The 26,492-nt window shown below is 70.6% G+C and carries 24 protein-coding genes; 10 read left to right on the top strand and 14 right to left on the bottom strand.

Annotation, left to right across the window (positions count from 1 at the left end; genetic code table 11):
- The first annotated feature begins 88 nt into the window (after positions 1–88).
- Entirely contained in the window at positions 89–1,678 is a 1,590-nt protein-coding gene (locus ACIOKD_RS28705; protein ID WP_402089750.1) for a GAF domain-containing protein, read from the top strand.
- A gap of 180 nt (positions 1,679–1,858) precedes the next feature.
- Entirely contained in the window at positions 1,859–2,923 is a 1,065-nt protein-coding gene (locus ACIOKD_RS28710) for a peptidoglycan DD-metalloendopeptidase family protein (RefSeq protein ID WP_402089752.1), read from the top strand.
- Between the two features lie 60 nt (positions 2,924–2,983).
- On the opposite strand, the gene ACIOKD_RS28715 is transcribed toward ACIOKD_RS28710, so the two are convergent.
- From ACIOKD_RS28715 to ACIOKD_RS28735, 5 genes are all read right to left on the bottom strand, one after another.
- On the bottom strand, positions 2,984–3,871 hold the full coding sequence (locus ACIOKD_RS28715) for a Cof-type HAD-IIB family hydrolase (RefSeq protein WP_402089754.1): 888 nt from the start codon (positions 3,869–3,871) through the stop codon (positions 2,984–2,986).
- Between the two features lie 208 nt (positions 3,872–4,079).
- On the bottom strand, positions 4,080–4,991 hold the full coding sequence (locus ACIOKD_RS28720; RefSeq protein ID WP_402089756.1) for an LLM class flavin-dependent oxidoreductase: 912 nt from the start codon (positions 4,989–4,991) through the stop codon (positions 4,080–4,082).
- Between the two features lie 152 nt (positions 4,992–5,143).
- Positions 5,144–5,692 carry an RNA 2'-phosphotransferase gene (locus tag ACIOKD_RS28725; protein WP_402089997.1) on the bottom strand — a complete coding sequence of 183 codons (549 nt, stop codon included), beginning with the start codon at positions 5,690–5,692 and terminating at the stop codon, positions 5,144–5,146.
- 152 nt (positions 5,693–5,844) lie between these two features.
- Complete coding sequence (locus tag ACIOKD_RS28730; protein WP_402089757.1) at positions 5,845–6,789, bottom strand: MerR family transcriptional regulator; 945 nt, start codon at positions 6,787–6,789, stop codon at positions 5,845–5,847.
- A gap of 103 nt (positions 6,790–6,892) precedes the next feature.
- Positions 6,893–8,650, bottom strand: a complete 1,758-nt coding sequence (locus ACIOKD_RS28735) for an SDR family oxidoreductase (protein WP_402089998.1) — start codon at positions 8,648–8,650, stop codon at positions 6,893–6,895.
- Between the two features lie 467 nt (positions 8,651–9,117).
- On the opposite strand from ACIOKD_RS28735, the gene ACIOKD_RS28740 reads away from it, so the two are divergent.
- The 5 genes from ACIOKD_RS28740 (at position 9,118) to ACIOKD_RS28760 (ending at position 13,160) form a co-directional block, all read left to right on the top strand.
- Complete coding sequence (locus ACIOKD_RS28740) at positions 9,118–10,131, top strand: ABC transporter ATP-binding protein (protein WP_402090000.1); 1,014 nt, start codon at positions 9,118–9,120, stop codon at positions 10,129–10,131.
- Complete coding sequence (locus ACIOKD_RS28745; protein WP_402089759.1) at positions 10,121–11,044, top strand: ABC transporter permease subunit; 924 nt, start codon at positions 10,121–10,123, stop codon at positions 11,042–11,044. The genes ACIOKD_RS28740 and ACIOKD_RS28745 overlap by 11 nt, the downstream gene beginning before the upstream one ends.
- A gap of 49 nt (positions 11,045–11,093) precedes the next feature.
- Positions 11,094–12,005, top strand: coding sequence for an ABC transporter ATP-binding protein (locus tag ACIOKD_RS28750; RefSeq protein ID WP_402089761.1), 912 nt, complete (start codon positions 11,094–11,096; stop codon positions 12,003–12,005).
- An 11-nt stretch (positions 12,006–12,016) separates the two neighbouring features.
- Positions 12,017–12,736, top strand: coding sequence for an ABC transporter permease (locus ACIOKD_RS28755; RefSeq protein ID WP_402089763.1), 720 nt, complete (start codon positions 12,017–12,019; stop codon positions 12,734–12,736).
- A gap of 163 nt (positions 12,737–12,899) precedes the next feature.
- Complete coding sequence (locus tag ACIOKD_RS28760; protein ID WP_402089765.1) at positions 12,900–13,160, top strand: hypothetical protein; 261 nt, start codon at positions 12,900–12,902, stop codon at positions 13,158–13,160.
- Between the two features lie 296 nt (positions 13,161–13,456).
- Here the strand turns inward: ACIOKD_RS28760 and ACIOKD_RS28765 are convergent, their stop codons facing one another.
- The 9 genes from ACIOKD_RS28765 to ACIOKD_RS28805 form a co-directional block, all read right to left on the bottom strand.
- Positions 13,457–14,278, bottom strand: coding sequence for an HAD family hydrolase (locus tag ACIOKD_RS28765; protein WP_402089767.1), 822 nt, complete (start codon positions 14,276–14,278; stop codon positions 13,457–13,459).
- Positions 14,275–15,552 (bottom strand): serine--tRNA ligase, encoded by a 1,278-nt coding sequence (serS, locus tag ACIOKD_RS28770; RefSeq protein WP_402089769.1) that lies wholly within the window; start codon positions 15,550–15,552, stop codon positions 14,275–14,277. Before serS ends, ACIOKD_RS28765 begins: the two co-directional genes overlap by 4 nt.
- A 538-nt stretch (positions 15,553–16,090) precedes the next feature.
- The gene (pheA, locus tag ACIOKD_RS28775; protein ID WP_402089771.1) at positions 16,091–17,023 is read right to left on the bottom strand and encodes a prephenate dehydratase; all 933 of its coding nucleotides are present in this window, start codon (positions 17,021–17,023) and stop codon (positions 16,091–16,093) included.
- A 68-nt stretch (positions 17,024–17,091) separates the two neighbouring features.
- Entirely contained in the window at positions 17,092–18,417 is a 1,326-nt protein-coding gene (gene efeB, locus ACIOKD_RS28780) for an iron uptake transporter deferrochelatase/peroxidase subunit (protein ID WP_402089773.1), read from the bottom strand.
- Between the two features lie 8 nt (positions 18,418–18,425).
- Positions 18,426–20,435 carry a copper resistance CopC/CopD family protein gene (locus tag ACIOKD_RS28785; protein WP_402089774.1) on the bottom strand — a complete coding sequence of 670 codons (2,010 nt, stop codon included), beginning with the start codon at positions 20,433–20,435 and terminating at the stop codon, positions 18,426–18,428.
- 14 nt (positions 20,436–20,449) lie between these two features.
- The gene (locus ACIOKD_RS28790) at positions 20,450–21,001 is read right to left on the bottom strand and encodes a copper chaperone PCu(A)C (RefSeq protein ID WP_402089776.1); all 552 of its coding nucleotides are present in this window, start codon (positions 20,999–21,001) and stop codon (positions 20,450–20,452) included.
- Positions 20,998–21,672, bottom strand: a complete 675-nt coding sequence (locus ACIOKD_RS28795) for an SCO family protein (RefSeq protein WP_402089778.1) — start codon at positions 21,670–21,672, stop codon at positions 20,998–21,000. Before ACIOKD_RS28795 ends, ACIOKD_RS28790 begins: the two co-directional genes overlap by 4 nt.
- 184 nt (positions 21,673–21,856) lie before the next feature.
- Positions 21,857–22,600 carry a YcnI family protein gene (locus ACIOKD_RS28800; protein WP_402089780.1) on the bottom strand — a complete coding sequence of 248 codons (744 nt, stop codon included), beginning with the start codon at positions 22,598–22,600 and terminating at the stop codon, positions 21,857–21,859.
- A gap of 144 nt (positions 22,601–22,744) precedes the next feature.
- A complete protein-coding gene (locus ACIOKD_RS28805) occupies positions 22,745–23,623 on the bottom strand; it encodes a hypothetical protein (RefSeq protein ID WP_402089782.1) in 879 nt (292 codons plus the stop codon).
- 257 nt (positions 23,624–23,880) lie between these two features.
- Between ACIOKD_RS28805 and ACIOKD_RS28810 the strand changes: the two genes are divergently transcribed.
- The 3 genes from ACIOKD_RS28810 to ACIOKD_RS28820 all read left to right on the top strand — a co-directional run bounded on the left by ACIOKD_RS28810 (position 23,881) and on the right by ACIOKD_RS28820 (position 26,395).
- Positions 23,881–24,333 (top strand): ATP-binding protein, encoded by a 453-nt coding sequence (locus ACIOKD_RS28810; protein ID WP_107020479.1) that lies wholly within the window; start codon positions 23,881–23,883, stop codon positions 24,331–24,333.
- Between the two features lie 260 nt (positions 24,334–24,593).
- Positions 24,594–25,541 (top strand): intradiol ring-cleavage dioxygenase, encoded by a 948-nt coding sequence (locus ACIOKD_RS28815; protein ID WP_402089784.1) that lies wholly within the window; start codon positions 24,594–24,596, stop codon positions 25,539–25,541.
- A 14-nt stretch (positions 25,542–25,555) separates the two neighbouring features.
- On the top strand, positions 25,556–26,395 hold the full coding sequence (locus ACIOKD_RS28820) for a triphosphoribosyl-dephospho-CoA synthase (RefSeq protein WP_402089786.1): 840 nt from the start codon (positions 25,556–25,558) through the stop codon (positions 26,393–26,395).
- Positions 26,396–26,492 lie beyond the last annotated feature (97 nt).

The following is a 26,492-nucleotide window of genomic DNA, read 5'->3' on the forward strand; positions in this document are numbered from 1 at the left end:
GCGGCGCTCCATGCGCTGCCGCTTACGGCACTTCGCGCGGCGCGACCTTCGACTTTCCCTGACAAATGGGACTAACTAGGCTCGGCGCATGTCAGTCGAGCCGGGCCCCGGTGGCGCCCCGAACCCAGACGACGTGCCGCGGCTGCTGGAAGCGATGCGGGCGGTCGGAAGCGGTCTGCAGTTGCGGTCCACGCTGGAACGGATTTGTGAGACCGCGGCGGAACTGGCGGACGCGCGGTACGCGGCGGTCGGGCTCGCGGCGGAGTGCGGGGACGGCCTCGCCGAACGTGCGGACGAGGACACCGACGGGCAGGCGGTCCGGTGGATCGGGCGGCTGCCGGACGGGTACGGGGAGACCGCGGGGGCCTGTCATCCGCCCGAGGCCGGCTTCCTGGCCGTCCCCATCCGCGCACAGGGGGAGCACCTCGGCACCTTCTACCTCGCCGAGAAGCGCGACGGGGGCCCGTTCGGCGAGCACGATCTCGACATGGTGCGCGTCCTGGCGCGTGAGGTGGGCATCGCGGTGGGGAACGCGCGGCTGTACGGGGCCGCCAAGCGGCGTGAGCGCTGGATCGACGGATCCGTGGCCGTCACCACCGCGCTGCTCTCCGGAGGAGACGCCGACGAAGCACTTCAAGTGGTCGCCGAACAGGCCCGCCGGCTCTCCGACTCGATGGCCGGACTCGTGCTGCTGCCCGCGGCGACGGGCGGACTGGAGATCGTCGCCGTAGCGTCCGAGCACCCGTCGAGGGCCCTGGGCCTTGTCCTACCGCCCGAGAACGCGGTGGCGGGCCGGATCCTCGCGGGGAAGGCCGTGTTCGTCGAGGACGCGGCCTCGGATCCGCGGATGCACGCCGACCTCTCCCGCGGCTACGGGCCGACGATGCTCCTTCCGCTCCGGAGCGGTGGCCGGGTCCTGGGGACCCTCGTGATGGCACGCGCGGCGGGCGCCCGCCCGTTCACGGATGCCGAGCGCACCCTGGCGACGCAGTTCGCCTCCCAGGCCGCGCTCGCGCTGATGATGGCCGAGGCGCAGCGGGACCGGGAACAGCTCGCGGTCTACGAGGACCGTGACCGGATCGCCCGTGACCTGCACGATCTCGTCATCCAGCGGCTGTTCGCCACCGGGATGCTGCTGGAGAGCGCCCAGCGGCGGTCCGTGCTGCCCGAGGTCCGGCAGGGCGTCGGCAAAGCGGTCGACGAACTCGACGTCACCATCCAGGAGATCCGTACGGCCATCTTCGCGCTCCAGCAGGGACCCGCGGAGTTTCCGGCCCAGCTGCGGACGCGCGTACTGCGGGAGATCAACATGGCCGCCGTACCGCTCGGCTTCAAGCCGTCACACCGCTTTGTCGGATCCGTGGACACGGTGGTCGGCGAACTCACGGCCAAGAATCTCGTCGCGGCCCTCCGCGAAGCCCTGTCCAACGCCTCCCGGCACGCGGGAGCGTCCCGGATCGACGTGACCGTGGACGCGACGGTACGGCTTCCGAACGAGGAAACCGGGGTACGTCTGACGGTCACGGACGACGGCGTCGGCATCCCCGAAGTGGGCCGGCGCAGCGGGCTGAAGAACCTGAAGCGGCGCGCGGAGTCGCTGGGCGGGGACAGCTGGTACGGACCGGGGTCCGGGGAGGACGGCGGCGGCACGTCGGTGGTCTGGCAGGCGCCGTACTGACATCAGGGCGAGGCGAGGCAGGGCGCCGCAGGAGCCTACGAGCGTGTGGCGCGACTCGCCGAAGTCGTGGCGGCAGGACCCCTGTTCGGCCCAGCGCAGTGGTCCATCCGTGCCGACCGCTCCCCCAGGTGTACGACCTGAACAGGACCGGAGCCGTCCCCGCGCGACACGATTCATGTCATGCGCTCACGTCGATGTCGCCGTCCCCTGCTCGTCACGGCGCTGTCGTGCGCGCTGGCCGTCCTGGTGGCGGGGCCCACGGCGGCCACCGGGGACGCCGACAGCTCGGATGCCGACAGCTCGCACGACCTCGGCGCCGAGGTCGTGCGGCTGTACGAGGAGGCGGCACTGGCGACGCGGCGGTACGAGGCAGGGCGCCGCGAGGCCGAGGAGCAGCGGGGCAGGGCCCAGCGGCTGGAGCGGCTTCTCGACCGGGAGCGGCGGGACATCGCCGTGCTGCACGGGGGTCTCGGCCGTATCGCCCGTGCCCAGTACCGCACCGGCGGTGGGCTCCCGCACACCGTGCGGTTGCTGCTCGCGGACAGCCCCGAGGAGTTGATGCGTGGTCAGCGTGCCGTCCGACAGGCGGATCTGGCGGTCGACAACGCCGTCACCAGGAGTCGCCGGGCCGAGAACAGGCTCGCAGCCGACGAGTCGAAGGCGGCCTCCGCGTGGCAGGTGCTGGAGCGGCGCAACGACGAACTCGCCGGGATCAAGCGCGGCATCGAGCGGAAGCTGGAGGAGGCCCAGGGCTCGCTCCAGGAGCAGGCGGACGCCTCGGCCGCCGCCGGTGCGTGCCGGGGTTCGGTCCGGCTCGACCAGCCGGACGCGGCCTTCACCCAGCCGTGGATCCCCCCGGTGGAGACGTACGAACTCTCCGCGGGATTCGGCAGCGGCGGTGAACGCTGGGCGAGCCGGCACACCGGGCAGGACTTCGCGGTGGACATCGGTACGCCGGTGCGTTCGGTGGGCCGGGGACGGGTGGTCAGGGTGTCGTGCGGCGGCCCGTTCGGCATCGAGGTCGTGGTGCGGCATCCGGGCGGTTACTACACGCAGTACGCCCATCTGGCGGCCGTCACCGTGGATCAGGGGGATCGGGTGTCCACCGGGCAGTGGGTCGGCCAGTCGGGAACGACCGGCAACTCGACGGGTCCGCATCTGCACTTCGAGGTACGGCTGACCCCGCAGCCGGGCTCGGGGGTCGATCCGCGCGAGTGGCTCGCCGAGCGGGGAGTTGAGCTGTAGCTGTAGCGCGGTAGCTGCAGGAACCGGTCGGAGTGGACGTGACGCCGCCCGTGCTCGTTCCTACCGGTGTTCCGCGAGTATCCGCTCGATCACGACAGCCACGCCGTCCTCGGTGTTGGCGGCCGTACGTCCGGACGCCGCGGCGATCACGTCGGGGTGCGCGTTGCCCATCGCGTACGACGTGCCCGCCCAGGTGAGCATCTCCACGTCGTTCGGCATGTCACCGAAAGCGACGACCTCTTCGTGCGAGATGCCGCGCTCGGCGCAGCACAGCGCGAGGGTGCTGGCCTTCGAGACGCCGGGGCCGCTGATCTCCAGCAGCGCGCTGGGGCTGGACCGGGTCACGTTGGCCCGGTCGCCGATGGCCAGCCGGGCGGTCATGAGGAAGTCGTCCGGGGCGATCTCGTGGTGGTACGCGAGGATCTTGAGCACCGGCTCATCGGCACCCGGGGCGTCCGGCGCCAGAAGTTTCTCGGCGGGCGCGACGGTGTCGGGAACCTCCAGGTGCAGCTTCGGGTACGCGGGCTCCTGGTAGAAGCCGTATGTCTGCTCGACGGCGAAGAGGGTGCCCGGAGCGGCGTCGCGCAGCAGCCGTACGGCGTCGAGCGCGTTCTCCCGCGCCAGTTCCCGCACCTTGACGAAGCGGTGGCTGCCGGGGCCGCCGTGCAGATCGACCACGGCGGCGCCGTTTCCGCAGATGGCGAGGCCGTGACCGTGGACGTGATCGCTCACGACGTCCATCCAGCGGGCCGGGCGCCCGGTCACGAAGAAGACCTCGATGCCGGCCGCCTCGGCGGCGGCCAGGGCGGCCACCGTGCGCGGTGAGACGGACTTGTCGTCGTGCAGCAGGGTGCCGTCGAGGTCCGTGGCGATCAGGCGGGGCGGGAAGGGGGAGGCCGGAATCCCGGGCCGTCGGGTCGCTGAGGTCACTCCGCCATTCTCCCGCATATGCGCGCACGGTCGTGCGGTGGTCCGCACATGTGAGTGACGTAACCCTTCACCTGCCCTTTCGCGGGCGAGGAACCGCTCGGCGGACCGCCGTCCGGCAGGGCTCCGCAAGGGGCGCGGGGAACGGCGTGAGCAATACACGACGACTCGCAGTCGCGTACCCGGGCCCCCGGCCCCTCCCCACTGGGCGCCGGTCCGCGACCGGGCGTCAGCCCAACTGCGCGACCGCTTCCAGCGCGATCTGCTCGAAGACCTTCTGGTCCGCCGCGAAGTCGGAGTCCGGAATAGGCCAGTGGATCACGATGTCCGTGAAGCCGAGCTCCAGGTGGCGGCCCGCGAAGTCGACGAACGCGTCGAGGGACTCCAGCGGACGTCCACGGTCCGGGGTGAAGCCGGTGAGCAGGACCTTGTCGAGCTCGCGCACATCGCGGCCGACCGTGTCGGACGCGGCGGCCAGCTTCTCCAGCTGGCCGCGCAGAGCGTCCACCGACTGCTCGGGAGTGCCCGTCTCGAAGAGCTTCGGGTCCCCGGTGGTCACCCACGCCTGCCCGTGCGCGGCGGCGAGCCGCAGCCCTCGCGGCCCGGTGGCGGCCACCGCGAAGGGCAGCCGGGGGCGCTGCACACAGCCGGGGATGTTGTACGCCTCACGCGCCGAGTAGAACGTGCCGTCGTACGACACGGTGTCCTCGGTGAGCAGCCGATCGAGCAGCGGTACGAACTCGCCGAAGCGGTCGGCCCGCTCGCGCGGCGTCCACGGCTCCTCACCGCCGCGCAGCAGCGTCGTGGCGTCGAACCCGGAGCCGCCCGCGCCGATGCCCAGCGTGATCCGGCCACCGGAGATGTCGTCGAGGGAGATCAGTTCCTTGGCGAGGGCCACCGGATGCCGGAAGTTCGGGGAGGTCACCAGCGTGCCGAGGCGCAGCCGGTCGGTGGCGCCCGCGGCGGCGGTCAGCGTCGGCACGGCGCCGTACCAGGGGCCTTCGCGGAACGTCCGCCACGCCAGGTGGTCGTAGGTGAAAGCGGTGTGGAACCCGAGCTGCTCGGCGCGCTGCCAGGTGGAACGCCCTCCCTCGTGCCAGCGGAGGTACGGCAGGATCACGGTGCTCAGACGCAGACTCATGCCGCAGAGCCTAAGCGCAGCCGTGCGGCACACCGAAGCGGCCGACCGGCGGGGGCGACCACGCCGGACCGCGCGACCCACACCGTTCATCGGCGCATCGGCGCATCGGCGCATCGGCGCATCGGTGCATCAGGGCGTGGCTCATCGGTTCATCAGGACGTGGCCGGAAACCGCAGGTAGCGCGCAGGCGCGGCGGCCGTGAGCCAGACACCGTTGGCGCTGACCTTGAAGACATGGCCGTCGCGACTCATGGCGCCGGCGTCCACGGAGAGCACGACCGGGCGGCCGCGGCGGGCTCCGACGCGGGTCGCCGTCTCACGGTCGGCCGAGAGGTGCACGTCGTGCCGGTTCATGGGCCGCAGACCCTCGGCGCGGATCGCGTCCAGACTGCGGGCGACGGTGCCGTGGTAGAGGTCCGCGGGCGGGGTCGCCGACGGCAGTCCCAGGTCGACCTCCACGGAGTGGCCCTGACTGGCGCGGATCCGGGTGCCCTCGATCGCGAAGCGCCGCTTGTCGTTGGCGGCCACCACGTGGTCGAGCTCACCCCGGGTGAACCGGAAGCCGTGCGACGCCGCCGCGGCCATCAGCGTGCCGATCTCGACCCAGCCGCCGTCGTCGAGCGTGAGCCCGATCCGCTCGGGCTGGTGCCGCAGATGCTTCGAGAGGTACTTCGACACCTTTTCGGTGCGCCTCTCGTCCATGGGTCTCTCGTTCATGGGCCTCTCGTTCATCCCGCCAGGGTGCCTGGAGAGACACTGATCACGCATTTGATTTTGGCCCGGAGGTTTGATCCACAGCCAAATGCGTTATCCACAGGCCTAGTTGGGGAATCTGTGGACAACTCTCCGGCACTTTACGGCGGTTCGTCAACTTCTGTCGTTGGCGGCGGACATGCGGCAAGTGCGTCCAAGGCACGTGCCCTGACCTCGCGTTCGGCGGCCAGCGCGATGAACTCGGACGCGCGCTCCGCGCCGACAAGCCCTTCCACAGCGGTCATTGTCGCCGCCGGGACCGCCACAGTACGCGTCTCTTCCGTGTGCGCCCGGGGTTTCTCCACACCGAGATGCCGGCGCAACCGGCGATGGGCGAACAGCTGCATGGCCCGGGCAAGTTCGGCATCCACTGTCTGGCGTGCGAGCGGCCGCAGCCTGCGTACGAGCGCGGCCGCTTCCGTGGCGTCGGTGTCGGTCGGCGGACGTTCGCCGAGATAACGGACGAAGACATGCTCGGCCGTGAACTCCAGGAAACGGGCAGCGATGTGCTCCACCTGGCCCCTCAACTCCCGCAGATGGCCGGAGATCGCGGACAGCGGAACGCCCGCCCCGTACAACTCCGCTGCCACCGCCAGCTCCTGGGGGCTCGGCACGAGGAACGTGTCCTCCTGCCCCGGTATCCGTTCGAGCACTCCCAGCTCGATGGCCTCGGCCACCGCCGCGTCCTCCGGGTGACCGCCGAACCGTTCGTCGAGTTCGGTCCGCGAGATACGGACCGCCTCCTCGTCCGTCCACGGTCCGTCGACCTCGGCGACCAGACCGAGTACGCCGCCCAGGCCGCGCCCCGCGTCCCAGGCCTCCAGGAGCTCCTTGATGGAGGCCAGGGTGTAGCCGCGGTCCAGCAGGTCCGCGATCTGCCGCAGCCGGGCCAGATGGGTGTCCGCGTAGACGTTGGAGCGTCCGCGCCGCTCCGGGCGGGGGAGCAGCCCGCGGTCCTGATAGGCGCGGATCGTCCGGACCGTGGCGCCACTGCGGTGCGCCAGGTCCTCGATCCGGTACGCCGCGCCGGCCGGCTCGTCGGTCACTGTCCCCGTCCTTCCGGACCCCCGTCGCCACGCGGTCGCCGCGGCGCCGCCCTCCAGGTGGGCAGGGGCCCTCCGTGCACCGGCATGACGGTGTGCCGCCCGGTCACAGCGGGGGCTCCAGCCGTGCGATCGCGCGCAGTGCCCTGGGAGCGAAACGGGACATGAGGCGGCCGCCGCGTGCCTCCGCCGTCACGGGCACCACCGCCTGGTTGCGGACGACGGCCCGTACGACGGCCTCGGCGACCTTCTCCGGCGGGTAGTTGCGCAGCCCGTACAGCCGCGCGGACCTCTTCCGGCGCCGTTTCTCCTCGTCGGCGTCGACTCCGGTGAAGCGGGCGGTCGAGGTGATGGCGGTGTTGACGAACCCGGGGCAGATCGCCGAGACGCCGATGCCCTGACCCGCCAGCTCGGCGCGCAGACACTCGCTGAGCATCAGCACCGCGGCCTTGGAGGTGCTGTAGGCGGGCAGTGCCTTCGACGGCAGATACGCGGCCGCCGACGCGGTGTTGACGATGTGGCCGCCCTGTCCGCGTTCCGCCATCTGCTTCCCGAAGAGCCGGCAGCCGTGGATCACACCCCACAGATTGACGTCGAGGACCTGCCGCCAGTCCTCCACGGTGGTGTCGAAGAAGGAGCCGGACAGTCCGATCCCGGCGTTGTTCACCAGGACGTCGACCACCCCGTACTCGGCGGCGACCTTCGCGGCCAGTTGTTCCATGGCCTGCTCGTCCGAGACGTCGACCGTCTCGGCCCAGGCCTCCGGGGCGCCGATGAGCCGGGACAGCTCCGCGGTGCGCGCCGCGCTCTGAGCGTCCCGGTCGACGGCCACCACGCGCGCGCCGGCCTCGGCGAACGCGAGGACGGTGGCCCGTCCGATACCGCTGCCCGCGCCGGTGACCAGTACGAGCTGCCCGCCGAAGCGGTCGGCGTGCGGGCCGCTCACCGCGGGTGCCGGCCGTCCTCCCTCAATCGAGGTCACGAACTCGGTGATCCAGGCGGCCACCTGGTCGGGCCGGGTGCGCGGAATCCAGTGCTTGGCCGGCAGGGTGCGGCGCACCAGCCGCGGGACCCACTGCTCCAGTTCGTCGTAGAGCCGCTCCGAGAGGTAGGCGTCTCCCAGGGGCGTGATGAGCTGCACGGGCGCATGCGCGTACGCGTCGCTGCGGGGTCTGCGCAGGCGGGGACGGATGTTGTCGCGGTACAGCCATGCGCCGTGGGCCGCGTCCCTGGGCAGTGACGAGGTCGGATAGTCGCCGGCGGGGACCTTCTCCAGACGTCGCAGGATCTTCGGCCACTGCTTGCCGAGGGGGCCGCGCCAGGCCAGTTCGGGCAGGACGGGAGTGTGCAGCAGGTACACGTACCAGGACTTGGCGCCCTGGCCGAGCAGTTGAGCGACCTTGCGGGGTGTCGGGCGGGACATGCGCTTCTTGATCCAGTGCCCGAAGTGGTCGAGAGAGGGACCGGACATCGACGTGAAGGACGCGATCCGCCCTTCCGTGCGCTTGACCGTGGTGAACTCCCAGGCCTGCACCGAACCCCAGTCGTGGCCGACCAGATGGACCGGCCGGTCCGGGCTGACCGCGTCCACGACCGCCAGGAAGTCGTCCGTCAGCTTCTCCAGGGTGAACCCGCCGCGCAGGGGCCGGGGCGCGGTGGACCTGCCGTGGCCGCGCACGTCGTACAGCACGACGTGGAAGCGCTCCGCCAGGCGCCCGGCGACCTCGGACCACACCTCCTTGGAGTCCGGATAGCCGTGCACGAGCACCACCGTGGGCTGCGTCGCCGGATCGCCCCACTCGGCGACGCACAGCTCGACTCCACCCGTACGCACCCAGCGCTCACGCGCGCCCGCGAGGGGCACTCGTCCTTCACCAAGAGTCACTTGTCCTCCGCCCAGCGCCGCATTCCCGAACGCTCGAACGACCTCGCGCGGGGCGACCCCCGTCGCAAGTCGTCGTCCAGCCAGAACGCGCTCCCTGGCGAGGCCACTGCTGAGGTCATGCCACCGTCCGTTCCAAGCCGACTGCCGTACGCGTCCGTAACTTGACACTGATGAATGTGACCATTGTTGGCGGCTGCGTCAAGGGGCGGGTACGGGACCTGTGGAAAACCGTGTGGTTGTGGACAACCCGGGCAACCCAGTCGCCCCGGGCAACCCAGTCGACCCGGGCAACCCAGACGACCAGGGCACCCCGGGCACAGCGCCGGCCGCCGGTTGTTCGACCTGAGGGGGACCCCTACGGGCCCGTACGACTGGAGACTGACAGCGATACAGCTCCCAGGTCTGACGACTGATGTGGCCTGCGCCACTACCTTCGAATCGTGACTGTGATCGCGACCGAAAGCCTGAGCAAGCGGTTCCCCAGGGTGACCGCTCTTGACCGGCTCTCCGTGGACGTCGGACCCGGTGTGACCGGACTCGTCGGAGCCAACGGAGCCGGCAAGTCCACACTGATCAAGATTCTGCTGGGGCTGTCCCCCGCCACCGAGGGCCGCGCCGCGGTGCTCGGACTCGATGTCGCCACCAAGGGCGGCGACATCCGGGAGCGCGTCGGATACATGCCCGAGCACGACTGCCTGCCACCCGACGTCTCGGCCACCGAGTTCGTCGTCCACATGGCGCGGATGTCCGGGCTGCCACCGGCGGCGGCCCGCGAGCGCACCGCGGACACGCTGCGCCACGTCGGCCTCTACGAGGAGCGGTATCGGCCCATCGGCGGCTACTCGACGGGCATGAAGCAGCGCGTGAAACTCGCGCAGGCGCTGGTCCACGACCCGGAGCTGGTCTTCCTCGACGAGCCGACGAACGGCCTCGACCCGGTCGGCCGCGACGAGATGCTCGGCCTGATCCGCCGCATCCACACCGACTTCGGCATCTCCGTCCTGGTCACCTCGCACCTGCTCGGCGAGCTGGAGCGCACCTGCGACCACGTCGTCGTCATCGACGGCGGCAAGCTCCTGCGGTCCAGCTCCACCACGGACTTCACGCAGCGCACCGCGATCCTCGCGGTCGAGGTCACCGACACGGACGAGCACCCGGACGGCACCGGCGCACTGCGCGAGGTCCTCCACGAGCGCGGGATCGAGACCCACGACGGCAGCGGGCTGCCGGGCGCGGGCCACATCCTGCTGCTCACCGCGCAGGGCGAGGAGACGTACGACCTCGTACGGGACGTCGTCGCCGACCTGGGCCTCGGTCTGGTGCGCATGGAGCAGCGCAGGCACCACATCGCGGAGGTCTTCAAGGACAGCGACGAGCAGGCGGCCAGGGACGCCGAAGCGCAGTCGGCCCTGAAGGACGGCGACGAACAGCGGAAGGAGGCGGTCGGCCATGGCGGTTGAGCAGCCCCAGGTACAGGCCTCGGCCCCGGCTCGCGCGGGCGAGCAGACGCAGATCCACAACATCGGCTACCGCAACTACGACGGCCAACGCCTGGGACGTGCGTACGCCCGCCGCTCGCTCTACTCGATGTCCCTGCGCGGTTCGTACGGCCTCGGCCGCTCGGTGAAGTCCAAAGTGCTGCCGATGCTGCTCTTCGTGGTGATGTGCGTCCCCGCACTGATCATGGTCGCGGTCGCCGTCGCCACCAAGGCGAAGGACCTGCCCGTCGACTACACGCGCTACGCGGTCATCATGCAGGCCGTCATCGGTCTGTACGTCGCCTCCCAGGGACCGCAGTCCGTCTCCCGCGACCTGCGCTTCAAGACCGTCCCGCTGTACTTCTCGCGCCCCATCGAGACCGCCGACTACGTACGCGCCAAGTACACGGCGCTGGCCTCGGCGCTGTTCCTGCTCACCGCCGCACCGCTGCTCGTGCTGTACGTGGGAGCGCTGCTCGCCAAACTCGACTTCTGGGACCAGACCAAGGGCTTCGGACAAGGGCTCGTCTCCGTGGCACTGCTTTCCCTGCTCTTCGCCGGCATAGGCCTGGTCGTCTCGGCGGTCACCCCGCGCCGCGGCTTCGGTATCGCCGCCGTCATCGCCGTGCTGACCATCTCCTACGGAGCGGTGTCCACCGTCCAGGCCATCGCCTACGAGCAGTCCAGCACCGACGCGATCGCCTGGCTCGGCCTCTTCTCGCCGATCACGCTGATCGACGGAGTGCAGACCGCCTTCCTGGGGGCCACGTCCGCGTTCCCCGGCGGTGAGGGTCCTTCGACCGGCCAGGGCGTCGTGTATCTGCTCGCGGTGCTGGGACTCGTCGCGGGCTGCTACGGACTCCTGATGCGCCGCTACCGAAAGGTCGGACTGTGACCGCCCGCCCGTCGTCCGCCACCACCCTTCCAAGGAACGGGCCGCGCCCATGAGCACCCTCACCATCGACCACGTCTCACGCTGGTTCGGCAACGTGGTGGCCGTCAACGACATCACCATGACCATCGGCCCCGGCGTCACCGGCCTGCTCGGCCCGAACGGCGCAGGGAAGTCCACCCTCATCAACATGATGGGCGGCTTCCTGGCCCCCTCCACCGGCTCCGTCACCCTCGAAGGCCGGCCGACCTGGCGCAACGAACAGATCTACAAACAGATCGGCATCGTGCCCGAGCGCGAGGCGATGTACGACTTCCTCACGGGCCGCGAATTCGTCGTGGCCAACGCCGAGTTGCACGGCCTCGGCGACAAGGCCGCACACCGGGCCCTCGCCACGGTCGAGATGGAGTACGCGCAGGACCGGAAGATCTCGACGTACTCCAAGGGCATGCGCCAGCGCGTGAAGATGGCCTCCGCGCTCGTCCACAACCCCTCGCTGCTGCTGCTCGACGAGCCCTTCAACGGCATGGACCCGCGCCAGCGCATGCAGCTGATGGAACTGCTGCGGCGCATGGGCGACGAGGGCCGCACGGTTCTCTTCTCGTCGCACATCCTGGAGGAGGTCGAGCAACTCGCCTCGCACATCGAGGTGATCGTCGCCGGACGGCACGCGGCCAGTGGCGACTTCCGCCGGATCCGCCGCCTGATGACCGACCGCCCGCACCGCTATCTGGTCCGCTCCAGCGACGACCGCGCGCTCGCGGCAGCGCTCATCGCCGACCCGTCGACGTCCGGCATCGAGGTGGACCTCCAGGAGGGCGCCCTGCGCATTCAGGCCGTCGACTTCCCGCGCTTCACGGCACTGCTGCCGCGAGTGGCCCGCGACCACGGCATCCGACTGCTCACGGTCTCGCCGTCCGACGAGTCCCTTGAGTCCGTCTTCTCGTATCTCGTCGCGGCGTAGGAGGCCGAAAGATGTACGACCCCACAGTCGCCCGGCTCACCTACCGCGGCCTCCTCGGCCGCCGCCGGGCCCTCATCCTGGGCGCCCTGCCCGTCCTGCTGATCGTCATCTCCGTGGCCGTACGCGGCTTCACGGGCGCCGACGACCAGGTGGCCGCGGACGTCCTCGGCGGCTTCGCGCTCGCCACGATGGTGCCCATCATCGGCGTCATCGCGGGCACCGGAGCGATCGGCCCCGAGATCGACGACGGTTCGGTCGTCTACCTGCTCGCCAAGCCGGTCAAGCGCCCCACGATCATCTTCACCAAGCTGATCGTCGCCGTCGCCGTCACCATGGTGTTCTCGGCGGTCCCGACGTTCCTCGCCGGGCTGATCCTCAACGGCAACGGCCAGCAGGTCGCCGTCGCCTACACCGTGGCCGCGCTGGTCGCCTCGATCGCGTACGCCGCGCTCTTCCTGCTGCTCGGCACCATCACGCGGCACGCGGTGGTCTTCGGGCTCGTCTACGCCCTGGTGTGGGAGGCGCTCTTCGGGACGCTGGTCTCCGGGGCGAAGACGCTCAGCGTCCAGCAGTGGTCGCTCGCGGTGGCCCACAAGGTGTCCGGCGGGGATCTCGTCACCTCGGACGTGGGTCTCACCACCGGCACGGTGCTGCTGGTCGTGGTGACCGTCGCCGCCACCTGGTTCGCGGGACAGAAACTGCGGACGCTGACACTGGCCGGCGAGGAGTAGCGCTTCCGCGGCCCCGGAAGGCGGGGCTCAGGTCGGTCGATGCGGCTCCACGCGTGCGTGGAGCCGCATTTTGTTTGACGTGAAGCGACTTCTTGATCTTGAAGTGGGTTCTACGCGGGTGACGGCACACTTGCCCGAGGGGATGCGACGAGGAGGAACGGGGATGGCAGCGCAGGCACCACGCGGTGAGGGACAGGGCCCCGGCGAAGGCCAGGGGGAGGCCGCCGGGGAGGTCTGGGACGAACTCGTCCTGGACGAGGACTTCATACGGTCCGCCGATACGGCTGAGCCGTCCGCGCGCGCCCGTATGCTCGCGGTCCGCTGGCGTGAGGGCGGCCCCGATCCGCAGCCCTGGCGCTCCGACGAGCCGCCCGCGGGATGGTTCTTCAGCAAGGCGCGGCGGCGTAGGTGGCGGCGCCGCTGATCTGCTCGCCCGGTGTCCCGGACGCCCTTTTATTCAGTGGCGTCCGACTCGTCCCACGGGCACAGTGGTCATGTCCAGGTCGCCGGACTCCTCCGGCGCCGCAGTCCGGGTGGGGAGCACCACGATGCCCGTCAGTGGCAGTTCGTCGGGCTCCCGGCAGGGCAGCGTGCGGGCTCCGGAGTAGTCAGCTCCGCCGAGTCCGCCCCGTACGGGAGCTGCCCGGGGCGGCCGCTTCGAGCGCGTACCTCCGCGCGGGCCGCCCTCCCCGGGCGGGGTCCCGCGATGCCGCGGAGCGGCTAGCCCAGCAGCCTCTCCAGCACCACCGCGATGCCGTCCTCGTCGTTGGACAGGGTCATCTCGTCGGCCACGGCCTTGAGTTCGGTGTGTGCGTTGGCCATCGCCACTCCGTGCGCCGACCACGCGAACATCGGTATGTCGTTCGGCATGTCACCGAAGGCGATCGTGTCGGCGGCCTTCACGCCCAGGCGGCGGGCCGCCAGGGAGAGCCCCGTGGCCTTGGACAGGCCCGGGGGCAGGATCTCCACGATGCCCTCGCCCGCCATCACGATGTTCACCAGCGAGCCCGCCGCCGCCCGCGCCGCGGACGTCAGCTCGTCGTCGGTGAGACGGGGATGCTGGATGTACACCTTGCTCAGGGGCGCGGCCCACAGCTCGGCCACATCGGTGAACGGGACGGACCGCAGCAGGCCCTGCACCCGGTAACCGGGGCCGACCAGGACGTCACCGTCGAGACCGTCGCGGCTCGCGGCAAGAGCCAGTGGGCCGACCTCCGCCTCTATCTTGGCGAGCGCGAGCCCCGCCAGCTGCCGGTCGAGGGTCACCGACGTGAGCAGACGGTGGGCCCCGGCGTCGTACAGCTGGGCGCCCTGGCCGCACACCGCGAGGCCCTCGTACCCGAGGTCGTCGAGGATGTGCCGGGTCCAGGGCACCGCCCGGCCGGTGACGACGAGGTGCGCGGCACCCGCCACGGTGGCCGCGGCGAGTGCCTCGCGTGTGCGCTCGGAGACCGTGTCGTCGGAGCGCAGCAACGTTCCGTCGAGATCGGTCGCGACAAGCTTGTAGGGGAACGCCCCTGAGGACTCGGTGGTGCCGGTCACTTGGAGATCGGCTCCAGCAGCTCACGGCCGCCCAGATACGGACGCAGCACCTCGGGCACCCGTACGGAGCCGTCGGCGAGCTGGTGGTTCTCCAGGATCGCCACGATCGTGCGCGGAACGGCGCACAGCGTGCCGTTCAGTGTCGCGAGCGGCTGCACCTTCTTGCCGTCCCGCATACGCACCGACAGACGGCGGGCCTGGAAGCCGTCGCAGTTCGAGGCCGAGGTCAGCTCGCGGTACTTGCCCTGGGCCGGGATCCACGCCTCGCAGTCGAACTTGCGCGAGGCGGACGAACCCAGGTCGCCCGAGGCCACGTCGATGACCTGGAAGGGCAGCCCGAGGCCGGTCAGCCACTGCTTCTCCCAGTCGAGGAGCCGCTGGTGCTCGTTCTCCGCGTCCGCCGGATCGACGTACGAGAACATCTCGACCTTGTCGAACTGGTGCACGCGGAAGATGCCCCGGGTGTCCTTGCCGTACGTGCCGGCCTCGCGGCGGAAGCACGGCGAGAAGCCCGCGTAGCGCAGCGGCAGCTTGTCCGCGTCGAGGATCTCGTCCATGTGGTACGCCGCGAGCGGGACCTCGGAGGTGCCGACCAGGTAGAAGTCGTCCTTCTCCAGGTGGTACACGTTCTCCGCGGCCTGGCCGAGGAAGCCGGTGCCCTCCATGGCGCGCGGGCGGACCAGCGCCGGGGTCAGCATCGGGATGAAGCCGGCCTCCGTGGCCTGCGCGATCGCCGCGTTGACGAGCGCGAGCTCCAGGAGCGCGCCGACACCCGTCAGGTAGTAGAAGCGCGAGCCGGACACCTTGGCGCCGCGCTCGACGTCGATGGCGCCCAGCGCCTCGCCGAGCTCCAGGTGGTCCTTGGGCTCGAAGCCCTCGGCGCCGAAGTCACGGATCGTGCCGTGCGTCTCCAGGACGACGAAGTCCTCCTCGCCGCCGACCGGGACGTCGGGGTGCACGAGGTTGCCGAGCTGCCGCAGGAGGCGCTTGGTCTCCTCGTCCGCCTCGTGCTGCTCGGCGTCGGCCGCCTTGACGTCGGCCGCGAGCAGGCCGGTCCTCCTGAGCAGCTCGGCCTTCTCGTCGCCCGAGGCCTTGGGGATGAGCTTGCCGAGCGCCTTCTGCTCGGAGCGCAGCTCGTCGAAGCGGACGCCGGACGACCTGCGCCGCTCGTCGGCGGAGAGGAGGGAGTCGACGAGCGCGACATCCTCTCCACGGGCGCGCTGGGAGGCGCGAACACGGTCGGGGTCCTCACGAAGCAGGCGAAGGTCAATCACCCCACAAGGCTACCGGTGCGGGGTTCCGGGACACGACCCGGTATTCCGATCTGTCGCTTCTGTCACGTTTTGGGAGAAGTGTCGAATCGTTTGAATTGTGCCGATCCGCGTCAATCGAAAAGGGCCCGGCTCCCTGGAACGGGGCGGGAGGGATGCGGTGGGTTGACCCGATTCCCTTGTGCGGCAAGGGACTTGGCAGGGGGTTGTCCACAGGAATCCACACCCCCGGAAAGTTATCCACAGGCTGTGCGAAAGATCTGTGGACATCGGAAGTGATCGTTCCGAAAGCCGCGTCGGGGACGGGGAATTCCCGAGTCAAACTCTCTCTACACCCACGTTCGGGTGGAAATGGTTCCCCCTAAGGGATTGGCCAGGGAAAACAGGTGGACGAAGGGTGACCTGCGGGGCTGTGGACGCAGTTGTGGGTCGTAGGCCGATTTGTCGACCATGTCATGCTTCGTTGTCGACTTGTCCCCAGGTCGAGAAGCAGGCCTGTGGATAACTTTGTGGATGAAGAAAATCTGCAGGTAGGACCGACTTAGAAACGGCCGTCCTGGCAGCGTGCCAGCCAGTCCGAGGCAGCCGCGAACTCGCCGTCCGACGTACCGGCCCGCGGTGCGCGCATGTCCTTCGGATCGACGTCGGCCTGCGGATAGGACCCGAGGAACCGCACCTTCGGGCAGACCCTCTTGAGCCCCATCAGCGCCTCGGCCACCCGCCGGTCCGCGATGTGCCCCTCCGCGTCGATGGCGAAGCAGTAGTTGCCGATGCCCTCGCCGGTCGGCCGGGACTGGAGCAGCATCAGGTTGACCCCGCGCACCGCGAACTCCTGCAGCAGTTCGAGCAGAGCACCCGGATGGTCGTCGCGCTGCCAGATCACCACGGACGTCTTGTCCGCACCGGTCGGCGCCGCGGGCCGGGCGGTCCGACCCACCAGGACGAACCGGGTCTGCGCGTTCTCCGCGTCGTGGATCTCGGTCTCCAGGGCCTCCAGGCCGTACCGCGCCGCCGCGAACTCACCCGCGAAGGCCGCGTCGTAACGCCCCTCCTGCACCAGGCGGGCGCCGTCCGCGTTGGAGGCCGCCGACTCCCAGACGACATCCGGGAGGTTGTCCCTCATCCAGTTGCGCACCTGCGGCTGGGCGGCCGGGTGCGCGCTGACCGTCTTGATGTCGGACAGCTTCGTGCCCGGGCGGACCAGCAGCGCGAAGGTGATCGAGAGGAGCACCTCGCGGTAGATCATCAGCGGCTCGCCGACGGCCAGCTGGTCGATCGTCGTGGTGATACCGCCTTCCACCGAGTTCTCGATGGGTACGAACGCGGCTTCGGCCTCACCGGCCCGGACGGCGTCCAGGGCCGCCGGAACGGACACCATCGGGACGAGTTGCCGGGTGGCCGACTCCGGAAGAGTCCGCAGGGCCACTTCGGTGAAGGTGCCCTCGGGGCCGAGATACGCGTAGCTGGCTGGCATGGCCTCACCCTAATGGGCCTTGCGGAACTGGGCTCCCGCTTCCGGAAGCACGCCTCGGCGAGCGGTTCTCAGCCCTCCAGCAACTTCTGCCCCACGTACTCCCCCTCCACCGCCCCGCCCGGCACCGCGAACAGCCCGCTCGACTCGTGCCGGATGAAGGTGGACAGCGCGTCCCCGCGGTCGAGCTTGCGCTGCACCGGTACGAAGCCGCGCAACGGGTCGGCCTGCCAGCAGACGAAGAGCAGCCCCGCGTCCGGCACACCGTCCGCGTCGATGCCGTCGTGGAAGGAGAAGGGCCGGCGGAGCATCGCCGCGCCGCCGTTCTCGTCGGGCCGGGTGATCCGGGCGTGCGCGTTGATGGGGACCACCAGCTTGCCGTCGCCGCCGGTCTTCTCCAGATCCATCGCGGTCGTCTCGGTGCCGCCGGACAGCGGCGCCCCGTCGGACTTGCGGCGCCCGATCACGTCCTCCTGATCCTTGACCGAGAGCTTCTCCCAGTCGTCGAGGAGCATTCGGATACGGCGTACGACGGCGTACGAGCCGCCTGCCATCCATGCCGGGTCGCTCGCGTCGGGCACGAAGATCCGCCGGTCGAAGTCGGGCTCCGAGGGCTTGGGATTACGGGTGCCGTCGATCTGCCCCATCAGATTGCGGGCCGTCAACGGGCGGGTGGTGGCGCCCGGTGAGCGGTTGAAGCCGTTCATCTGCCAGCGCACTCCGGCGGCCCGGCCCGCGTCCTGCTGGATCGCGCGCAGGGCGTGGAAGGCGACGAGGGAGTCGTTCGCGCCGATCTGGACCCACAGGTCGCCGTTGCTGCGGGCCTTGTCGAGATGGTCCGACGAGAAGTCGGGCAGTGGGTCGAGGGCGATCGGGCGCTGCTTCTCCAGTCCCGTACGGGCGAAGAAGCTGTGGCCGAAGCCGAAGGTGACCGTGAGGGACGAGGGTCCGGCGTCGCGCGCCACGTCCGTGTCGTCGTTCGCGGACGTCTCTCCCGCCATCAGCCGCCCGGCGGTCACCGACCAGCGCCGCAGCAGAGCGGCCGCCTCCTTGCGGCCCGCGCCCGCCGTCAGGTCGAAGGCGACGAGATGACCCTTGGCCTGCAGGGCGGTCGTGATGCCCGGCTGATGTTTCCCGTGAAACATCACCTCGTCCGCGCCCACCGAGCTGAGGAGCGCGGTCCGGTCGGCGGCGGGCGCGGCGGCGTAGCCGGCGGCTCCGCCCGCCGCGCCGAGCGCGAGGCCCGTGGCACCGGCGGTGCCGAGCAGGCGCCGTCGCGAGACGACGCCCCTGGAGGAGGGCTGCCGGGACTCCGGGGAACGGGTCGTCCTAGGAACAGGCGTCTTCGGAACAGAGGCCTGCGGAACAGGGGTCTTTGGAGTGGACTGTTCAGCCATGGTGTCGTTCAGCCGATCTGCGCGTTCTTGTCCACGGTCACCTGGTCGATGTCGGACGTCCGCACGGTCACCTCGATCTGCCAGCTGCCCGCCATGGGGATCTGCACCCCGCTCGCCGTCCAGTGTCCGGTGGCGATGCGGTCGGGGACCACGGGCAGCGGTCCGATGTCCTTCGCCTTGAGGGTGAAGGCGACCTTGACCTCGGGAATGTCGAAGGCCTTGCCGTTCGGCCGCTCCACATAGACGTGCATGTCGTTGCCGCCGACGCGGGCCGGGTCCAGTTCGACGCGGGCTATCCCCTTGCCGTCCTGGCCGCCCGTGTCGAACGGGATGTCCAGCGAGAGCGCCTCACCCGTCTGCTCCGCGGTCGCGGCGGCGGTGGCGGCCTTCGCCTCCTCCTCCGTACGCCCCGGTTCGGTGGACGTGAGCACGGTGGTGACGGCCAGCAGGACGACCGCGACGCCCGCCTCGGCGAGCACCGAGCGGCGCAGCCCCGAGCGGAGCGGGTCGGCGTCGCGCAGGCGTTTGTCGCGCGCGGTGGCCACCGCGGCCCGCTGCCGGGCCAGCTGGGCGGCCCGCTTGCCGCCACCGCCACCGCTGCCGCCTTCGCTGCCCGCGGGGACCGTTTCCTTCTCGCCCGCGCTTTCCCCGAACCCGGCGGGCGCCTTGGACCCCTTGGACCCCTTAGCCCCCTTGGACCCGGCCGACCCGGCTGAACCGGCTGAACCGTTCGATCCGTTCGACTTCTTCGATGCCGTGGCCCCGGCCGAGGCCTTCACCGGTTCCTTGGCCGGCGTCTGCGCAAGCCGGGCGGTCCAGCGTCGCGAGATCCACGCGATGCCGACGAGGACGACCACCAGGCCGACCTTGATCAGCAGCAGCTGCCCGTACCAGGTCCCGGTGAGCGCGGTCCATGAGCCGACCTGCCGCCACGACTGGTAGATCCCGGTCACGACCAGCACGGCCACACTGCCGAACGCGACCTGGGAGAAGCGCTGTACGGCGGACCGTTCGATCGACGGTGCGCGGTAGAGCACCACCAGCAACGTCGACAGCCCGCCGAGCCAGACCGCGACGGCGAGCAGATGCAGCACGTCGGCAGGCATCGCGATCCCCGCCTGGAGACCGGTCGACGCGTGCTCGGCCATCGCCCACGTCGCGGCGAGACCGGCCGCCACGACGAACCCGCCGATGGCGAGCCCGAAGGTCAGATCGCCCTTTTCCTCCTCGTCCTCGCGCTTCTCGTACGCCCCGAAGAGCACGGCGATGAACAGCGCGGCCGCGGCGAGCAGCAGCAGCCTCGACACCAGGGCGGCGCCCGTCTTGGTCTGCAGCACCTGGCTGAGCAGGTTCAGGTCGAAGACGTCCCCGAACTTCCCCGAGCCGGTGTACGACCCGCGCAGCATCAGCATGGCGAGCGTGGCCCCGGTCAGGGCGAGCCACCCGGCGACCACGAGCCGCTGCACCGCCCGCACACCGCTGCCGCGCTGCCAGCAGGCCAGCACGAAGGCCGAGCCGCCGACGAGCAGGATGAATCCCGCGTACGACACATAGCGGGCGAAGCCGTAGAGGCCGCCCACGAGCCCGCCGCCCGCCTCCTGGTCGGAGACGGCGACCGTGGTCGTGGAGGGCGCCCCGATCGAGAAGGTGAAGGCGCCGGAGACGGGATGGCTGTCCGCCGACACCACCTGGTAGGTCACGGTGAACGTGCCGTCCGGCAGGCCGGAGTGCAGCTTCACGGCGTACGTGTTGCCGCCCTGCCCGGACGTCTTGCCGGTGTCGACGCGCTTGCCCTTGGGGTCGAGCACGCGCACCGAGCTGTCGGACATCGCGACCTGCTCGGAGAAGGTGAGCGACACCTGGGCGGGGGCCTCGGCGACCACCGCTCCCTGCTGGGGGTCGCTCCCGGTCAGGGCGGCGTGCGCGGAGACGGGCGCGGCCCCGGCGAGGAGCGCGCCGATGACGGCGAGGAGCAGCAGCAACAGCGTCCGCACACGGGGAGCGATGGTCTGACTCAACGGTGTTCCCTCCCTCAGTGGTGCGACGTCGTGGACAGAGTCGTGGACAGCGACAGAGTCGTGGACAGAGTGGAAGACGGCTGCGAGGACGATTTCGTCGCCGTCGACGGCTGGTAGGTGGCGGACTTCACCGGCATCTCGACCTTGATCGGGTCGGACGTGGCGAAGCGCAGCTCCAGGGACACCGTGTCGCCCTCCTTCGGCTTGCGCTTCAGCTTCTCGAACATGAGGTGGTCCCCACCGCTTGCGAGGACGAGTTTGCCGTGGGCGGGGATGTCGAGGTCCTTCACCTGCTCCATCGACTGTCCGACGGTCGTGTGGATGGTGACCTCACCGGCCACGTCACTGGTGACGGAGGACAGCCGGTCGCCCGTGCCGCCGTCGTTGGCGATGACCAGGAAACCGGCCGCCATGGAGTCCGACACGGGTTGCGGCATGTAGGCGGAGCTCACCGAAAGTCCGCTCCCGGAGCCGCCCGAGCCGCCGGAGTCCGAGTCCCCGCAGCCCGCCAGGATCAGTGCGGCGGCAGCCACGAGGGCCGCCGCGGACGCCGTACGACGGGTCACGGCTTCGCGCCCTTGATCAGCGCGGGGAGGTCCTTGGTGTAGTCGTCGACGGTGGCGTCCTCGCCGTACAGCACGTAACCGCCGTCGGTCTTCGGGGAGAAGGCGATGACCTGCGTGCCGTGCATGGAGGTGACCTTGCCGTCCTTGCCCTTCGTCGGCGCCTCGATGGAGATGCCCAGCGTCCGGGCGCCCGCCTGGATCGTGTCGAAGGAGCCGGTCAGGCCGACGACGTCCGGGTCGATGCCCTTGAGCCACTTGCCGAGCGCGGCGGGTGTGTCCCGCTCCGGGTCGGTGGTGACGAACACGACGCGGAGCGAGTCCTTCTCGGCCTGGGACAGCTTCTTGTCCTGGGCGAGCTGCTTCTTGGCGACGGCGATGTTGTTCATCGTCAGCGGGCAGACGTCGGGGCAGTTGGTGTAGCCGAAGTAGACCAGCGTCGGCTTGCCCGCGGTCGCCTCGCGGAGGTCGTACTTCTTGCCGTGCGTGTCGGTGAGGACCAGGTCCGGCTTCTCGAACGGCTTGTCGAGGACCGTGGCGGCCTTGTCCGAGCCGGTCTCGGTGGACACCTCGGCGACGGCGTTGTCACCGCCGCTCTCGCCACTGCCGCAGGCGGAAAGGGTCAGAGCGGCCGCGGCGAACAGAGCGGCCACGGCGTACGTCTTCTTGCGCATAGTGCTTTCTCCTGGGGACACCGCACCCGATTTCCTGTGTACGGGCCCCGGCCCCGGCCGGAAACGGACCGGCCGGGGGTTGGCGGTGGGCGTCCGACGTCGGATCGGTCGGACCGGACCTGCGCGGAGGGCGTAACGGACCGGCACGGGGCCGGTCCGGACCTGCGCGCAGGTCGTACTGGACTTATGCGTTGGTACGCCGACGGCCGGCGAGAACGCCGAACGCCACGCCCGCCACGCCGACGACGATGCCCACGACACCCAGTACACGGGCGGTGGTGTCGCTGCTGTCGGCGGAGGCGGCCTCGGTGGTCGAGGCGGCGGCCTTCGCGTCGTCGCCCTCCTCGGCGTCGGCGTCGTCGTCGGAGGCGGCGGACCCGTGGTGGTCGTCGGTCGCGGCGGACAGCGCGAGCACCGGAGCGGGCGTCTCGGGCTCCTCCTCGCCCTTCTCCTGCGTCTCGATCCAGCGCACGACCTCGTCGTTGGAGTACGTCTGGATCGCCTTGAACACCAGTTCGTCGGCGTCCTCGGGCAGCGCGCCGATGGAGAGCGGGAACTTCTGGAAGAAGCCGGGCTGGATGCCCTTGCCGTCCGCGGTCCAGGTGACCTTGGTGACGGCCTCGTTGATCTTCTCGCCGTGGAGTTCGAGCGGCTTGTCGAGCTTGGACTTGGTGACCTTGACGTTCCAGCCGTCGACGGGCTGCGGCATGACCGAGGCGAGCGGGTGGTCGGCCGGGAAGTTGATCTCCAGCTTGGTGGTCGAGGCCTTGTCGCGCTCGTTCGGCACCTTGAAGTTGACCGTCGCGTAACCGCCCTTGGCGGCCGTGCCCTCGGGCTGCACGCTGACGTGGGCGAACGCGGGGCCGGACAGGACGAGGACGGCGGAGGCGGCGACGACACCGGTCGCGGCGATACGAGAAGCCTTCATGGCAGGAAACACTTCGCTTTCAGCACTGGTTCGTTGCAGAACCGTTCGGTGAAGAACCGGGGATTGCGCGCGTGAAGGAGCGGGCACGCGCGCGTGCCGCACGACGGCACCCCAGGAGTGGTACGTCCGAAGTGGTGCGTCGTGTCAGGCGGCGAGGGTGAGTGCCTCGCCGGCCGGCGGACCGCGCCGGCTGACCGAGTGCTGAAGAGCGGTCGTACACGGGACCGGTGGTTCGTACGCCCAGCTGCGCGGTGCGCCGGGCACCGCCGGGATCACGCCGGGCAGACCCGACAACAGAGCCCGTACGAGTGCCAGGGCTCCACGCAGGGAGACCAGCGGACCTTCCGCCACTCCCTGCGCCGAGAGCCGCAGGAGGCGCCGCAGGGCGATGTCCCCGCGGCGCAGCAGCCATCCGGCGGCGACCGCGGCGAGAACGTGAGCGAGGAGCATCGAAAGCGACGGCAGCACCGACGACGGCGATCCGACGGCGGCCGACATGGCGCCCGCCTGCTCGTGCATGGTGTGAGAGGAGCCCACGCCCACGCCCGTACTCGCGCCGCCGGTGCTGCCCGTACCGGCGCTGCCCGTGCCGAGTTGTGCGTCGGCGAGGATCCGCTGGGCCTGGGCGGGGCTGAGTGTCGCGACGGAAGCGCCGCACACCAGGCGCGCGGCCCGGGCCACGAGCGAGACGTCCACGCCGGTGGAAGCGGTGGAAGCGGTGGAAGCAGTGGAAGCGGTGACCGCCGTGCCGTGCTGGCCGAGTCCGAAGAGCGTGTGCAGGACCGTCTGGCCGGTCGCGAGGAGCACGGTGATGCCCGGCAGCGAGCGCTCACGCCCGGCGAGCGGCGCCGCGACGGCGAAGACGGCGAGAAAGCCCACCCCGAGCGACCACAGCGGAACCGTCGCGCAGGAGGCGATGGAGTGGCCGGCCGCGGCCAGCACGACACAGACCGCGGTGAACACCGCGGCCCTCAGGACCCGGAGATCACCTCCGGTGCGCGCGCGCTGGTGGGAGGCAGTCATGGCGGGCTCATCATCGCACTGGCCCGACCCGCCCCATACGGCAGGTCCACAAGATGACGTGCGGACCGGAAGATGAGTTTCTGTGGTTGTTCGTCCGCATATGCGTCAGCTGTGTGTCGGATACACACCGGCCATACACCGGCAGATGGCGTCGGCACATCCCCCGTATGGGCGTTGTCACGTCGACCGCACGCTTAGTTCCGGGTCGCCGCGGCAATACGTAACGGTATGTCGAGCCGCGGCCAGGAGGCTGGAGCATGAGCATCTGGTGGTCCCTCCATCTCCGGCGTGAGGCGGCGAGTGTTCCGCTCGCCCGGCGCCTGTTGATCGGCACGATGGAGTCCGCGGGGGTGGATCCTGACATCTCCTACGACATCTCCGTCGCGCTGAGCGAGGCCTGCGCCAACGCCGTCGAACACGGGGGCGATACGGACCGGGGGAAGCCCACGGAGGCCTACCGGGTCACGGCCTATCTGGACGGCGAGAAGTGCCGTATCGAAGTGACCGACTCCGGCCCGGGGTTCCCGTCGGGACGTGGTCGTGCGCCCCTGCGGCCCTCCCACAGCGACGCGGAGCACGGCCGGGGTCTGTGTCTGATCCAGGAACTCGCCGACCACGTCCACATCGGCAGCTCCGTCAGGGGCGGGGCCGTGGTCAGTTTCGACAAGATCCTCAAGTGGCGCGAGGGCACGCCGCTGCTGGCCACCTGACGGCACGCCCCGGCGACTCACCCGCGACTTACCCGGCGGCTCACCCGCGGCTCGCCCCGGCGTTCACCCTGGGCAGCCCCCAAGAGAGGGCCAAGAGAGGGCCAAGAGAGGGCCAAGAGAGGGCCGGGAGAGGGCCGGGAGGGGGCCGGGAGGGGGCCAGGAGGGGTGGTTTCCCGCCGATCTCGGCTTCCCCGGCATTCTCAGGGCGCCCACAGCTTTCGCCCATGTCCCTGACGGGTGGCCTGCCTAGCCTTTCTGTCATGACGGGAACACACAAAGGCACGAGCATCACGCGGCGCCGGGCCATCGCGGTCACCGGCGGCACGGCCGCGGCCGGCGGTCTCGCGATCGCCGGATACCAGTCCGCCTCCGCCGACGGGACGACCGCCACGGCCGGGGGGACCGCCACGGATACGGCCTCCGCGAGCGCGTCGACCACGTCGGGCAGCGGTACCTGCGTCCTCATGTCCAGCGTCACCGAAGGCCCGTACTACCTGGACGGCGCCCTCGTGAGGAAGGACATCACCGAGGGCAAGAGCGGTGTCCCGCTGACGCTGCGGATCACCGTGCGGGACACCACGGAGTCCTGCGCCCCGGTCGCCGGCGCGGCCGTGGAGATCTGGCACTGCGACGCCTGGGGCTACTACTCGGGCTACACGACGGCCAACCCCGGCGGTTCCGCGCCCGCCGAGAGCGAGGACGGCTCGACCGCCGACGACAAGACCTATCTGCGTGGCTACCAGGTCGCCGATGCCAACGGTGTCGTCAAGTTCAAGACCATCGTCCCCGGCTGGTACACGCCGCGTACCTGCCACATCCACGTGAAGGTGCACACCGGCGGCGAGAAGGAGGACGGCACCTACGAGGGCGGCAAGGTCAACTACACCGGCCAGCTCTTCTTCGACGACGACATCGCCGAGCAGATCTTCGAACTGGAGCCCTACTCCGAGCACTCGGGCACCTGGACCAAGCTCGACGACGACATGGTCTACGACGGCGGGGGCGCCTCCAGCGGCCTGCTCACCCTCGAACCCGTGCACAAGAAGGACCCCTCCAAGGGCTACCAGGGGTCCATCACGCTCGGGGTCGACCCGGACGCCGAGAACTCCGGCGCGGGCAGCGGTGGCGGTGGCGGCGGCACGCCCCCGAGCGGCGCTCCCGGCGACGCCCCGAGTGCGTCGGCCTCCTCCTCCGCCTCCTCCTCGTAAGGGGGCCGCGGGCGATGAGCAGCCGTGCGGACGAGACGCTGGCGCGGGCCGCGGTGACCGCGCTCACCGGCCAGCTTGCGCTGGCACCCAAGCCAGGACTGCCCGACCCGCGTGATCTCGGTGCCCGTGCGACCGGTGAGGACCACTGTTCGCTGCGCTGGTCGGCCAAGGCGCTGGAGCCCGGCCTGGCGGCGATGGCCGCCGCCGCCCGCCGCACCGGTTCGGCGACGCCCGAACTCCGGGCGGAGCTAGGTGCGATCGGGCGCTGCACCGAGCACTCGGTGGCCCTGGCGGGCGGCGGGCACCGCGGAGCGCTGTGGGTGCTCGGCCTGCTGGTCGCCGCCGCGGCCCTGGAACCCCGGGCCGGCGGACGGGACCTGACCACGGCCGCCAAGCGGATCGCGGCCCACTCCGACCGGCGGGCGCCACGACGGCCCTCCCGCGGTTCGTCGGTCTCCGCGAAGTACGGCGCGGCCGGCGCCCGGGGCGAGGCGAGAGCCGGCTTCCCCCATGTGCGCCGGGCGTTGGACACGCTGGCCGCGGCCCGCACCACCGGCGTCCCCGAGGCGTACGCGCGGCTCGACGCCCTGCTGACCGTCATGTCGACGCTCCAGGACACCGAGTTGCTGTACACGGCAGGACCGCACGGTCTGCGGCACGTGCAGGCGGGTGCCCGCGGGGTCATCGAGGTGGGCAGCACGTCCACCGGAGCGGGCCGCGCGGCCCTGGCGGCCTTCGACGAGGACCTCCACACGCGCGCGTGGAGCCCCCGCGGAAGCAGCGGGCTGCTCGCGGGGGCCCTGTTCGCGGACTCGCTTCCGGTGTGGGTCGGTTCACCGGTACTGACCGCTTGACCGTCGCTCCGGCAACAGGGCCGCCGGAGGGCACGGCGGTCGGGCTGTCCGTCGGCACGGGGGCGGGCGTCAAGGTGGCGCGGGGGTTAGGACGCCC

The sequence above is a fragment of the Streptomyces sp. NPDC087844 genome (genome assembly GCF_044742785.1).
Lineage (GTDB): Bacteria > Actinomycetota > Actinomycetes > Streptomycetales > Streptomycetaceae > Streptomyces.